The organism is Nonomuraea sp. NPDC059007, assembly GCF_042740555.1.
Taxonomy (GTDB): domain Bacteria; phylum Actinomycetota; class Actinomycetes; order Streptosporangiales; family Streptosporangiaceae; genus Nonomuraea.
Map to the genome: position 1 here is coordinate 1 of NZ_JBHYJD010000042.1, position 11,417 is coordinate 11,417.

The 11,417-nt window shown below is 67.6% G+C and carries 13 protein-coding genes and 1 tRNA gene; 11 read left to right on the top strand and 3 right to left on the bottom strand.

The window, feature by feature from the left end:
* Nucleotides 1–447 precede the first annotated feature (447 nt).
* Together ACFWY5_RS43945 and ACFWY5_RS43950 are read right to left on the bottom strand one after the other, a co-directional pair.
* Nucleotides 448–990: a flavoprotein gene (locus ACFWY5_RS43945; RefSeq protein WP_379638391.1), complete on the bottom strand. Its 543-nt coding sequence runs from the start codon at nucleotides 988–990 to the stop codon at nucleotides 448–450.
* Nucleotides 987–2,309, bottom strand: coding sequence for a helix-turn-helix domain-containing protein (locus ACFWY5_RS43950; protein ID WP_379638392.1), 1,323 nt, complete (start codon nucleotides 2,307–2,309; stop codon nucleotides 987–989). Before ACFWY5_RS43950 ends, ACFWY5_RS43945 begins: the two co-directional genes overlap by 4 nt.
* A 347-nt stretch (nucleotides 2,310–2,656) precedes the next feature.
* On the opposite strand from ACFWY5_RS43950, the gene ACFWY5_RS43955 reads away from it, so the two are divergent.
* The 10 genes from ACFWY5_RS43955 to ACFWY5_RS44000 all read left to right on the top strand — a co-directional run bounded on the left by ACFWY5_RS43955 (nucleotide 2,657) and on the right by ACFWY5_RS44000 (nucleotide 10,447).
* On the top strand, nucleotides 2,657–2,938 hold the full coding sequence (locus tag ACFWY5_RS43955; protein ID WP_379638393.1) for a hypothetical protein: 282 nt from the start codon (nucleotides 2,657–2,659) through the stop codon (nucleotides 2,936–2,938).
* 242 nt (nucleotides 2,939–3,180) lie between these two features.
* Entirely contained in the window at nucleotides 3,181–3,915 is a 735-nt protein-coding gene (locus tag ACFWY5_RS43960) for a GntR family transcriptional regulator (RefSeq protein ID WP_379638394.1), read from the top strand.
* Between the two features lie 466 nt (nucleotides 3,916–4,381).
* Nucleotides 4,382–4,792 carry a plasmid replication, integration and excision activator gene (locus ACFWY5_RS43965; RefSeq protein ID WP_379638395.1) on the top strand — a complete coding sequence of 137 codons (411 nt, stop codon included), beginning with the start codon at nucleotides 4,382–4,384 and terminating at the stop codon, nucleotides 4,790–4,792.
* Nucleotides 4,789–5,040, top strand: a complete 252-nt coding sequence (locus ACFWY5_RS43970) for a hypothetical protein (protein WP_379638396.1) — start codon at nucleotides 4,789–4,791, stop codon at nucleotides 5,038–5,040. Before ACFWY5_RS43965 ends, ACFWY5_RS43970 begins: the two co-directional genes overlap by 4 nt.
* A complete protein-coding gene (locus tag ACFWY5_RS43975; protein ID WP_379638397.1) occupies nucleotides 5,037–5,348 on the top strand; it encodes a hypothetical protein in 312 nt (103 codons plus the stop codon). Before ACFWY5_RS43970 ends, ACFWY5_RS43975 begins: the two co-directional genes overlap by 4 nt.
* Nucleotides 5,349–5,433: 85 nt before the next feature.
* Nucleotides 5,434–6,858 (top strand): FtsK/SpoIIIE domain-containing protein, encoded by a 1,425-nt coding sequence (locus tag ACFWY5_RS43980; protein WP_379638398.1) that lies wholly within the window; start codon nucleotides 5,434–5,436, stop codon nucleotides 6,856–6,858.
* Nucleotides 6,855–7,082, top strand: coding sequence for a hypothetical protein (locus ACFWY5_RS43985; RefSeq protein ID WP_379638399.1), 228 nt, complete (start codon nucleotides 6,855–6,857; stop codon nucleotides 7,080–7,082). Before ACFWY5_RS43980 ends, ACFWY5_RS43985 begins: the two co-directional genes overlap by 4 nt.
* Complete coding sequence (locus ACFWY5_RS43990) at nucleotides 7,079–8,629, top strand: replication initiator (RefSeq protein ID WP_379638400.1); 1,551 nt, start codon at nucleotides 7,079–7,081, stop codon at nucleotides 8,627–8,629. The genes ACFWY5_RS43985 and ACFWY5_RS43990 overlap by 4 nt, the downstream gene beginning before the upstream one ends.
* On the top strand, nucleotides 8,626–8,760 hold the full coding sequence (locus ACFWY5_RS43995; protein WP_379638401.1) for a hypothetical protein: 135 nt from the start codon (nucleotides 8,626–8,628) through the stop codon (nucleotides 8,758–8,760). The genes ACFWY5_RS43990 and ACFWY5_RS43995 overlap by 4 nt, the downstream gene beginning before the upstream one ends.
* Nucleotides 8,761–8,770: 10 nt before the next feature.
* On the top strand, nucleotides 8,771–10,447 hold the full coding sequence (locus tag ACFWY5_RS44000) for a recombinase family protein (protein ID WP_379638402.1): 1,677 nt from the start codon (nucleotides 8,771–8,773) through the stop codon (nucleotides 10,445–10,447).
* On the opposite strand, the gene ACFWY5_RS44005 is transcribed toward ACFWY5_RS44000, so the two are convergent.
* Nucleotides 10,429–10,514: transfer RNA gene (locus tag ACFWY5_RS44005), tRNA-Leu, on the bottom strand. The two genes, ACFWY5_RS44000 and ACFWY5_RS44005, sit on opposite strands and share 19 nt — an antisense overlap.
* A 311-nt stretch (nucleotides 10,515–10,825) precedes the next feature.
* Between ACFWY5_RS44005 and ACFWY5_RS44010 the strand changes: the two genes are divergently transcribed.
* A complete protein-coding gene (locus ACFWY5_RS44010; RefSeq protein WP_379626960.1) occupies nucleotides 10,826–11,407 on the top strand; it encodes a hypothetical protein in 582 nt (193 codons plus the stop codon).
* Nucleotides 11,408–11,417 lie beyond the last annotated feature (10 nt).

The window sequence follows — 11,417 nt, forward strand, 5'->3', positions numbered from 1 at the left end:
GGGCCAGGGGGTCACGGTGGAGCGCCCCGCTGGACGAACGACCGTGACCCCCCTGGCCCTGGCCTGCTCGGCTTGTCCTGGGCGACGGCGACGGGAAGATTAGGCCCACCTCAACTTCTGACTAGCTGGGGCTCGCGATCATCCTGGAGTCTGAGGCCCCCGCCGGAGGCATGCTTGAAAGCCACATTCTGAGGACGGAGCAGCACGGCCGGCGGAATGCCATAGGCGCCCAAAGGGCGAGCGCGAGCGAGTTCGGCCGACGGCGATGCGGACATTTCGCACGGCGGTGTGGCGCCCAGGTCGATGGGTTCGCTAGGGGCGGCGGGTGCGATGGTCGGCGGTGCGGCCCGCTCTGCCGCCGTCCGGGACCGGCCTCCAGGCCGCATGCCCGGACGGCGGGCAGGCGGCGGGCCGGGTACGGCGGCGCGGCGCGCCGCCGCTTGATTCCTATGAGGTCAATTCGGCAAGTTCGCTGAGTGTTCGCTTCCACGGGTAGGTGTCGAAGCGGGCGCCTCCGGAGCCGGGAGCGTGCGGCTCGAACTGGCCGGGGCCGAAGAGCACGCGGACTCCTTCGGCTCGCAGGGTCTCGACGGCCCGGTGGAAGGCGATTCGGCCGGCGAGGGCGCTGTTGACGAAGGGCAGGATGACGACGGGGATGCCGAGTCCGGGGGCTTCGGACAGGACGCCTAGGGCGTAGGTGTCGGCGATGCCTTGGGCGAACTTATTGATGGTGTTGTAGGTGGCCGGGGCGACGATGATGGCGTCGGCTCTGGGGGACTTTGGTTCGTGAGGTTTGCGGTACTCGCTGCGTACCGGGCGGCCGGTCTGCTTTTCCAGGGCGGCGGTGTCGATGAAGCCGAGCGCCGGTGGGGTGGCGATGAGCTGGACGGTCCAGCCGTCGTCCTGGGCGAGGGTGACGAGGCGGCCTACCTGGGCGGCTGGTCCGGCGGCGCAGACGATGATGTAGAGGACCTTGCCGGGTTCGCTCACGCGTGGACTCCCAGGGATGCGGCGTACTCACGAGCTTCGCGCCGGACGCTGATCGGCGCCGTTGCCAGGATGTCACGAATGAGGCGGTGAGCTGCGACTCTGCCGGTCACCTCTTCGGGGGCGATCTGCTCGGCCGCGCGCAGGACGTGCAGGGCCTGCTCGTGCTTGCCACACTGGAGGAACGCGGTGGAGGTGTCCAGCAGGAGGGTGGCCTTACGTTCGTTGATCGGCAACTGGTCGATCTGGACCTGTCGGGCGTAGTCGATTGCGGTGCCGGCGTCGCCGAGCCGGAGGGCGATGTTGACGCGGTGGCACAGGACGTTGTTGGGGCCGAACGCGGTCCACATGTGGTTGCCGTCGCGTCCCAGTCTTTCGCCGGCGTCCGCGGCTTCGTCCAGCAGTTCGGCGATGTTGTGGCGCTCGCCGCTGTGCGCGGCGGCGATGGAGCCGCGTAGGAGCAGGGACCCGTAGATGGACAGCTCGTCGTCCGTGGGGTCGCGCATGTCGGCCTGCATGCGTACGGCTGCCGCTCGGGTCGCGTCGGTGGCTGCCCGGTGGTGACCGCCGTCCATGAGCGCGTGGGTGATGATCCGCGAGCTTGAGCCGATCATGAGGGGGCTCTGGCTGGCGTACGCCGCTTGGACGCTGCGGTCCGCAGCGAGCCAGGCGAGGCCCTTGTCCTCCTGTTTCAGCAGGATGGAGGCGGCCACGTGGTGGGCCTCGGCCGACAGTACGTAGGCGCGTAGCTGGTCATCGCCGGTGAGCCTGCTGCAGGCGGCGCGTGCCGTACGGAGCAGTCCGGGTAGAGCGGCCGTGACCTTGGCGTACTGGCATGCCTGGTAGTTCTGCTTCGCGGCTACCACGGCGGCCGACAACGCCCCGAGGTCGATCGGGCCATCGGCCGGTAGGGCGTAGTCGACGAGCGCGCCGGCGAGAGGTTCGAGGTCGGTGCCGACCTTGGGCGAGTCCTCGACCGTGCCCACAACGGCGCTGAAGAGCGCGGCCCCGGTCAAGCCCACGAATTCACGTCGTCGCACGTCGCCCTCCTCCACGTGGGTGATCTTCGGGCCGCGCCGGTTGGGGACGAATCCGAGGTCTTCGGGGCTCTTGCCGGTGACGTCGGTAATGGCTAGTCGGTACGGCTCACGCGGCCACCTGACCTCCCCGGCTTCCCAGCGCCTGACCCGTTCCTCGTCGCAGGTCAGGTGGTGGTGCAGGCCGTTCTTGCTGAGGTTGATCTGCTGCGCGAAGTCGGCGCGGGAGAGCTTCTCCGCTTCCCGCCATCTCCGGAGGGGGACGTTGGGCGTCGCCTCAGCCATTCAGTGGACCTGCTTTCCGACGGGGATCGAAAAGGGGGCTAAGAGGGGGGTCTCTTAGGTGGTCTCGTATCGCGGAATTGCCGGTGGACTTGCCATCAAGCAACAACGTTACGTCAAGCGGCCTCCCGCCACAGGGTGCGCCGGACAAACAAGGAGTTGGCAACGGTGATCCGGCCAGACGAGACGAGCGAGACATCCCCCTGTCCCTCATGTCGGGGGCTCGGGGTCAAGCTGCGCACCTCGCGTCGTGCGCTGTTTGTGGCGCAGGACGGTTCGGATCAACGGATGGACAGGGAGCGGGAGTGTCTCGACTGCCTCGGAGAAGGCCGGGTCGAAGGGAGCGGAAGATGAACCTCAGCGCGGCCGACCTGGCGGCCGACGTCCTGCGCTGGGATGCGGAGCAGAAGCTCTTGCGTCTTGGTATGCAGCTCGACGCGATCGACATCGATTCGACGTTGCGGGAGAACAACAGCCTGCTGCTTGTGCTGCGGCCTGTGGGGTTGCCGGTGGCGGTGACCGTTGCAGGGCAGGGCGCTTACTTCTCCTGGCGGGAATCGGAGATGCGGCATCCTGCTGACGATGCGAAGGGCGCGGCTGCGGCTCTGGCCAGGTACATCGCGGGCGCCTGATGACCGGCGCGGCGAGGCGGATGAACCCTTACCGGGAGTAACGGGTCATGGCGCCTGCCTCGTCGCGCCTTCCACTACCCCGGCAGACAGTGACATGGTGCTCTCCCCCGTGGCCCAACCCGTAGCGAGGGGGCCTGTCTGCCGGGGTCTTTCTTGTTGCTGCCGTACAGGTATGTAGACAGGTATGGCACGGGGAGTTATTCTCCAACTTGGTAAAACAACCTGTTGGGTGTAGGACGGTCATGATGCCTCTTGAGTCCGTGCCGCCGAAGTATGCGCAGCTTGTGCAGACTCTCAAGCGGCGTATTGAGTCCGGCGACTACCCGCCGGGGTCGCTTCTTCCCAGCGAACACCAGCTCATTCAGGAGTTCGGTGTCTCGCGGCCTACGGTCGTTGCCGCCCTGCGGGTGTTGCGGGAGGAAGGCTGGATCGAGTCTCAGCAGGGCAAGGGGCGCTTCGTGCGTGGCCGGCCCGCGATGGCCTCGGTTGAGCGGTCTCGTCCTGGTCAGGCTTACCTGGTGACGCCTGAGACCGAGACCTCGGGTGAGGTGGTCGAAGTGGGGGCGGTAGCCGTACCCCATCGGGTGGCGGCGCTGTTGGGGCTGGAGCCCAAGAGCAAGGCGTTCCTACGGCGGCGTGTGGTCACGTGTGACGGTGAAGCCTCTGAGGTCGTCTCGGTGTGGATGGCGCCGGAGTTGTCGCAGGGCACCGACTTGACCAGTACCGAGCCGCTGCCTCAAGGGCTTCGGGAACACCTTCAGGCGCGCAAAGGTGTGCGCTTCGATCATGTGATGGAGCAGATCACGGCGCGCATGCCCACTGCCGGTGAGGTGAAGCAACTCGGCATGCCGAAAAACGTGCCGTTGCTGGCCGTGTTCGGGGCGGTCCGGGACGCTTCCGGGCAATCGCTGCTCGTGGTGGAGGTACTTCTTCCCGCCGATCGGCACGAGTTGGAAGACGCCTACCCGATCGGCTAGCAGCCTGGCACGCCTGCCGCCTTGTCCGGTGGGGCGTGCAGACGAGCGGTTCCGGCTGGCGAGCGGCTGGGACCGCTTTTTCGGCATCAGCAAGAACAGTGCCAGGGCGAGCAAGCCGCAGATCACCCGTAGTTCCATGCGCCGGCCTTGTGGCTGTGTGACGTGGCCACGATGAAGCCCACCCCCGGGGCTCCGAACCCGAGCAGCACTGTCGCCCAGAACAGGACGATGGCCAAGAGGGCCTGCGGACGACCCACATGATGATGATGGCCGTCAGGGCGCCCCGCCTCGTTGCTGGTTCATGATCTTGTTGATGCCGTCAACGGCTACGGAGTTCGCGGGCTGTCCAAACCGTTAGATCGGTGTCACCCTTCACCTAGGCACTTGACCTACCAAGTTGAGCGACCTAATCTCAAATCAGAACTTGATAGGTTAAGTGACTGACTCTCAAGAGAGAGGAGCCGTCATGGCTCTGCAAGGTCCGATCCCCGTCACCTACGAGATGCTCTTCCCCCACGGCTGCTACCTCGTCGGGGAGGTCGAACCGGTCAAGGACTTCGACGCCTCGACCAACGGCCGCTTCGTCCAGGCACGCGACAAGCAGTCCGGGGAGCCGGTCTGGCAGGTCGCCGTCATGGACGCCGACCCGACCGTCAAGGCCGCGCAGAAGACCGTGGCCGTGAAGATCCTCGCGGCGGTTCAGCCGGTGCCGCCTCCCGCCATGCCGGGGCTGCCGTTCACCCCGGTCCTGTTCAACCACGTCACTGTCACCCCCTACGTCAACGCCAACGGACGGCTCGCCTACTCGATCCGGGTCCGCGAGATGACCGCCGTACGGCCGGCCGCACCGAAGCCGGTCAGGGAGAACGCCGTATGACCCGCCGCCGCACCCCACGCCGCCGCGTCATCCGGCTGACCACCGGCCAGGAAGCACGCGCCACCTGCCACCCGTACCCCTACCGGTCGCCGGTTCTGGCCCTGGACTGCGGCGCCACCACCGTCCTGCTCACCAGCGACGGCAAGCCCACCCTCGAAGACCTGGCCTTTGCCCGCCAGCTCGTGGCCGCCGCCACCCGTTACGCCCTGGCCATCGAGTCCCACTCGACGAAAGAGATCGCCGCATGAACATCGACCTCGACCCCTACACCTACGTCACCCTCACCATGACCTCTGAAGACAAGCCCTCGCTCGACGTCTCCTTCTACAGCGCCGAGCTGCGGGTACACGGCGGCGTCATCGACGAATGGCGTCCGTACCTGGCGCTCCACAGCCGGGAGGCGCACGTGTCCGTCTCGACCTGCGGACCGGTCACCGACACCGACCTGGTCATCGCCCGCAAGCTCGCCGCCAAGGCCGCGCAGTACCTGGCCGACTGCGAGCGCCTGCACACCGCCCAGAACACCCCGTCGCCCTCGCAGGACGAGGCGGCCTGACATCAGGTGGGGCCGCTGGAAGCGGCAACTTCCGGCGGCCCCCGATCTTCTCCCTGACTTCGCAATCACGAGAGGCCACAAGCTTATGTTCCGCAAGCTCCCCGGCGACGAGGCACGCAACCTCGTCTCCACCACCCCCGACACCGCCGTCGTCTTCCGCCCGGCCGTCGTCAAAACCCCGGCCATTCTCACCATCCTCATCTGGGCCTGGCGGATGCTCTCCAGCCTGGTCCGCACCACCTGGCGTCACCCCATCGCCGTCTTCCTCACCATCGCACCGGTCGTGCTGACGGTGCTCTACGGCTGGCGCGTCGCACTGCTCCTGCTCGCCCCACCCGTGACCGGGCTGACCGCCTGGGCACTGCTCGACCGTCCCACCTTCGCCCGCCACGTCGGCTACCGGCTGCTGGCCTGGTGGCGGCTCATCTGGGTGTATCGGCGGCACTGGCAACCCGTCATGATCGTCTCCGGACTCGGCCGCCACCTACGAGGCCGCGACTACCTCCCCAAGCTCGGCAAGATCACCTGCACGAGCTGGGCCGACCAGGTCACCACCCGCATCCTCAACGGCCAGGCCGTCAAAGACTGGTCCGACCGCACCGAACACCTCGCCCATGGCTTCGGCGCCACCACCTGCCGTGTGGCTGTCCTGAAGAGCGGCCACCTGCTGCTCACCTTCCCCCGCCACGACCCCCTCACCACCCCACTGCCGGCGCTCACCATCCCCGCCGCGCCAACCGTCGGTCCCGTGGAGATCGGCAAACGCGAGGACGGCACCCCATGGTTACTGAAGATCCTCGGCACCCACATTCTGATCTCCGGCGCCACCGGCGCGGGCAAGGGCTCCATCATCTGGTCGGTCATCCGCGCCCTCCTGCCCGCCCTCGCTGCCGGGCTGGTTCAGGTCTGGGCCTTGGACCCGAAGCTGATGGAGCTGTCGTACGGCAAGCCGCTGTTCGGCGGCCACTACGCCGCCACCCCCGAAGCCTGCGCCGACCTCCTCGACGCCGCAGTCACCCTCATGCAAGAGCGCGCCGCACGCCTGGCAGGCGTCCAACGCACCCACACACCAACCCCGGCGGATCCGTTCGTCCTGGTCGTGGTGGACGAGGTGGCGTTCCTGACCGCCTACCAGCAAGACCGCGACCTCAAGCGCCGCATCTCCGCCGCCCTGGCCACCCTCACCACCCAGGGGCGCGCGGTCGGCGTCGGCGTCATGGCCGCGCTACAGGACCCGCGCAAGGAGGTCATGAACATCCGCAACCTGTTCCCGGACAAGATCGCCCTCTGCCTGGACGAGTCCGAACAGGTGGACATGGTCCTCGGCGACGGAGCCCGCGACCGGGGCGCCCTGGCCGACCAGATCTCCTCCACCCCGGAACTGGGCGCCGGTGTCGGCTACGTCCGGCTGGAGACCAGCCCTGATCCGGTTCGCGTCCGGGCCGCCTTCGTCTCCGACGCCGACATCCGTGCCATGGTCACCACCTACACGGCGGGTGATACGGCATGAAGGTCTCCTTCCTCGGAACCGCCGACGAACTCGAACACGTCGCCGGACGCCCCACGCTCCTCCTGCTCGGCCTCAACCACCTGCCCCGCCTGACGATCTTCACCCTTTTCCACCCGCGCATCCTGCGACACCCCTACCGGGACCTGTACCGGCTCCAGGCCGACATGGCACCCCTCGATGAGGTCGGCCAGACCGTGACCACCGACCCCCGGAGCGGCCTATGACCACCAGAGCAGTACGGCTGGCCCAACCCCTGGCTCGCGAGGTACTCGAAGAGGTCGCCAAGCTGCACGGCGTCTGTATCCGCCCCGTCGCCCTCAAACGCCTCGACATCCACACCGGCAAGAGCGAGATCATCGATGTCCCGTGCGGCGCCACCCTCGACAGCAAGTGCGGTCCCTGTGCCCGGCGCAACCGCTCCCTGCGGATGGCTCAATGCCGTGAAGGCTGGCACCTGGACCATGAACCCTCCATCACCCCCGACCCTGCCACCGAGGATCAGCGCTGGCTGATCGAATTCCGAGCCGACCTGCAAGCCCGCCGCGACCACGCCACCGACGAGGGCGAGGCGGCCGACTGGGACCAGGCCATCGCCGAACTGGACGCCGAGATCAACCGGGCGGGCATGCGCGGCAACGTCGTCGGCCGCACGACCAAGCGCAACCGCTCCACCAAGCGGCGCCAGGACGCCCCGGACCTCCCCCGCCGCACCATGGCCGGCACCACCCTCGGCCGGACGTACGAGGCCGGGGACGGCAAGAGCTACCGCCCGTCCCTGTTCGTCACCCTCACCCTCCCGGGCTACGGCAAGGTCCGCGACGGCATCCCGATCAACCCCGACGCCTACGACTACCGGCGGGCAGCCCGAGACGCGCTGCACTTCTCCAAGCTCATCGACCGCTTCGTGCAGAACCTGCGCCGCGTCGCCGGCTACGACGTCCAGTACTTCGCCACCGTCGAACCCCAACGACGGCTCGCCCCGCACCTGCACATGGCGATCCGCGGGACGCTTCCCCGCGCCGAAATGAAGCAGATCGCCGCCGCCACCTACCACCAGGTGTGGTGGCCACCGGCAGACGAACCCCTCGACCAGGCACCCGTCTGGGCCCAAGACGGCTACCTCAACCCGGCAACCGGCGAGTACCTGCCCACCTGGGAGCAGGCACTAGACCAGCTCGACGAACCCCAGCACGTCATCCGCTTCGGCGACCAGGTGGACGTCAAGGGCGTCCTCGCGGGCACCCCGGATGCCGACCAGACCATCCGCTACCTGTCGAAATACCTCACGAAATCGCTCGGGCAGACCCCAGACACCCAAGCGCAGCGCGACCACGCCGCCCGTTTCGTCGAAGCCTTGCGCTACGAACCGTGCTCACCCGCGTGCCCGAACTGGCTGCGCTACGGCGTGCAGCCCAAGAACGCCAGGCGGGGGATGACTCCCGGCCAATGCCGCTTCAAAGCCCACAAGCCCGAACACCTCGGCTACGCCGGCCGCCGCGTCCTGGTCTCCCGCAAGTGGTCCAACAAGACCCTCGCCGAGCACAAGCAAGACCGCCGTACCTGGGTCCTGCAAGCCCTCGGCCAGCCCGACGAACCCACCGACCCGCACAGGTACCTCTGGACCCCCGTATCGGCCGGAGACGCCAACCTGCCCGCACTGGGCCTACGCCTCCTGCGCTCGATCCGCGAGCGGCAACGCTGGCGTGAACACCTCCGCCAACTTGAACAACAAGATCTTTCGGCAACTTCGCCGCCCGAAGTGGCAGCATGAAGAAGAACACCGATCTAGTGGTGATCCTTCCGGCCACAGTGCCCCATCTGACTCCCCGAGCGGCGGCGGAGCTTCTCTCCATCCTGTTGGAAGCCTCTCAAGAGGCGCGTCCCGCGTTGGACGCCGCCTGAGGAGAACCCCATGGAAACGATCCGCTTCGGCTTCTACGGCCGCGTTTCGACCGAAGACAACCAGGACCCGGAGTCCTCCCGGGCCTGGCAGATCACCCGATCACGGGCACTCATCGAACCTCGGGGCGGCGTGATCGTCGCTGAGTTCTTCGACGTGGACAAATCCCGCTCGATCCCGTGGCAGCGCCGTCCGCAAGCGATGGCGCTGCTCGGGGAACTCCGAAACCCGGGCCGTGGCTTCGCCGCCGTGGTGATCGGCGAACCTCACCGGGCCTTCTACGGCAACCAGTACGGCCTGACCTTCCCCCTGTTCGAGCACTTCGGCGTCCCGCTCTGGGTGCCAGAGGTCGGCGGCCCCATCGACCCCTCCAACGAGGCGCACGACCTCGTGATGAGCGTGTTCGGCGGAATGAGCAAGGGCGAGCGGAACCGGATCAAGGTCCGCGTCCGTAGCGCCATGGGTGCCCAAGCCCAAATGGAAGGCCGATTCCTGGGCGGGCGCCCGCCATATGGCTATGTCCTGGCGGACGCCGGCCCGCACCCGAACCCGGCCAAGGCGGCGGACGGCAAGCGACTGCACCGTCTCGAACTCGACCCCATCACCTGGCACGTCGTCGCCCGGATCTTCGCCGAGTACCTGGGCGGCTTCGGCTACTTCACCATCGCGGAGCGCCTGACCCGAGACGGCATCCTGTCCCCCTCCGCGCACGACCGCAGCCGCAACCGCCACCGATGCGGCGTGGCCTGGGCCAAGGGCGCCGTGCGCGCGATCCTGAAGAACCCCCGTTACACGGGCTATGAGGTCTGGAACAAGCAGCCGAAGACAGAGGTCCTGCTCGACGTCGATGACGTCGGTCTGGGGCACACGACCAAGCAGCGGTGGAACCCCAAGGAAGAGTGGATCTGGTCCGACCAGCCCGCGCACCCGCCCATCATCAGCCGCGAGGACTATGAGGCGGCGCAACAGACCCTGGCCAGCCGCAGGTACCGGCACACGGAGAAGACGACGAAGCGCGCCAAGAACGTCTACCTGTTCCGAAGCCTGCTGCGCTGCAAGCTCTGCTCGCGCCGGATGCAGGGGGACTGGCTGAACGAGATGGCCTACTACCGGTGCCGCTTCCCAGAGGAGTACGCCCTCGCCAACCACGTGGAACATCCCCGCAACGTCCTGCTGCGGGAGATCGATCTCGCGCCGAAGCTCGACGAGTATCTCGGCCGCCTGTTCACCCCGTGGAGCATCAACCGGACGCTGGACATGCTCGGCCACGCGGATGAGGTACCGGCACCGGCCCTTCTGGAAGCGGAGTCGCTCAAGCGGGAGATCACCGACTGCGACCGGAAGCTCAAGGGCTATCGCGCGGCCCTGGACGCCGGCGCCGACCCGGTGACCGTGGCGGGATGGATGAAGGACGAGCAGGCCAGGAAAGCCACGCTGGAACGTCGCCTCAACCATCTACCCGTTGGGCGCCCTCGCAGGTTCGACCGGGAAGCCATGGCGGCGACGCTGCGGCAGATGGGCGACATGGTCGCGGTCCTGGGCAAGGCGGACCCTGTGAGCAAGGCCAAGGTCTACGCCGAGCTGGGCCTGGTTCTCACCTTCGACCCCGGAAACAACGAAGTCCTGGTCACTGCTACCAGCGACCAGGACTCTCATTGGGTACGAGCGAGTGTCCGAGGGGGGACTTGAACCCCCATGCCCCGCAAAGGGCACTAGCACCTCAAGCTAGCGCGTCTGCCTATTCCGCCACCCGGACTTGGTGCCTGCACGCGGGACCGTCATCCCGCGTCGGCGAGAGAAAGGTTAGCAAACTCTGGGGGGTGCGTCATACCTGGTTTCCGCGCCACCCCGGCGAACAGCGCCGGGAAGCCCCGCCGGCAAGAGAAAAGCATGCCCAATCAGCGGGTACAGGTTGGTTTGGGGTGTGGGTTCTTGACCTCTTCCTGGATCTCTGCTGAAAAGCCCTTGCGACAACGTTGGGTGCTGCTACGGTTACGGACCGTTGAGGGGTGAGTCCATGGACCGGCCTCACCTGGTGAGGTCGGTTCTGGAGCTTTGGGAGGTCACGTGGCACGCACGCCGGTGCAGCAGCTGAGGGCGATGTCCCTCGTTGCGCGGCGTGTGCGCGTGGCCGTTCCCACGGAGGGCGCGATCACTGATCGGCAGGACCGGATGGCGCGGTTCGCGGCCGGCGCCGGTCAGGTCATCGCCCGAGCGGTCGCGGTTGGGGCCCTGGTGGCCGCCGGCTGGCTGCTCGCTCTTCTCTTCGGGATGCTCACCGCCGCTCCCGCGGCGGCCGGCACCTCTCAATCCACGGTCGCCGCCGGGCCCGTCTCGGGCGATTTCCCCACGGCGGGCGACGCCGTCTCGGTCACGGACAATGCCGAGGCGATGGCAGGCCTGAAGGTCGACGGGCTGACCAGCCAGTCGACCCCGGGCATGCCCGATCCATCCACCGCGTCCAAAAACCTGGGCGCCAATGGGCTGGCCCCCAATGGCGGTGGCAGTGGCCCCTTCGGGCCGAGCATGGGGGACGTCGCGAGGTCGGTGTTCGACCCGCGGCTCCTGGCACAGCGCGCCCCCCTGGCGTGCGTGCTGCCCCCCGTCGTCCGCACAGCGGCGGACGACCCTTCTTTCTCACCTGACTGATCCAACGGCG

Excerpts from the sequence above, each read along its gene's own strand:
- ACFWY5_RS44000 (WP_379638402.1), top strand. The coding sequence starts at position 8,771 with ATGGAAACGATCCGCTTCGGCTTCTACGGCCGCGTTTCGACCGAAGAC.
- ACFWY5_RS43995 (WP_379638401.1), top strand. The coding sequence starts at position 8,626 with ATGAAGAAGAACACCGATCTAGTGGTGATCCTTCCGGCCACAGTGCCC.
- ACFWY5_RS43950 (WP_379638392.1), bottom strand. The coding sequence starts at position 2,309 with ATGGCTGAGGCGACGCCCAACGTCCCCCTCCGGAGATGGCGGGAAGCG.
- ACFWY5_RS43975 (WP_379638397.1), top strand. The coding sequence starts at position 5,037 with ATGAACATCGACCTCGACCCCTACACCTACGTCACCCTCACCATGACC.
- ACFWY5_RS43990 (WP_379638400.1), top strand. The coding sequence starts at position 7,079 with ATGACCACCAGAGCAGTACGGCTGGCCCAACCCCTGGCTCGCGAGGTA.
- ACFWY5_RS43985 (WP_379638399.1), top strand. The coding sequence starts at position 6,855 with ATGAAGGTCTCCTTCCTCGGAACCGCCGACGAACTCGAACACGTCGCC.
- ACFWY5_RS43955 (WP_379638393.1), top strand. The coding sequence starts at position 2,657 with ATGAACCTCAGCGCGGCCGACCTGGCGGCCGACGTCCTGCGCTGGGAT.
- ACFWY5_RS43960 (WP_379638394.1), top strand. The coding sequence starts at position 3,181 with ATGATGCCTCTTGAGTCCGTGCCGCCGAAGTATGCGCAGCTTGTGCAG.
- ACFWY5_RS43970 (WP_379638396.1), top strand. The coding sequence starts at position 4,789 with ATGACCCGCCGCCGCACCCCACGCCGCCGCGTCATCCGGCTGACCACC.
- ACFWY5_RS43980 (WP_379638398.1), top strand. The coding sequence starts at position 5,434 with ATGTTCCGCAAGCTCCCCGGCGACGAGGCACGCAACCTCGTCTCCACC.
- ACFWY5_RS43965 (WP_379638395.1), top strand. The coding sequence starts at position 4,382 with ATGGCTCTGCAAGGTCCGATCCCCGTCACCTACGAGATGCTCTTCCCC.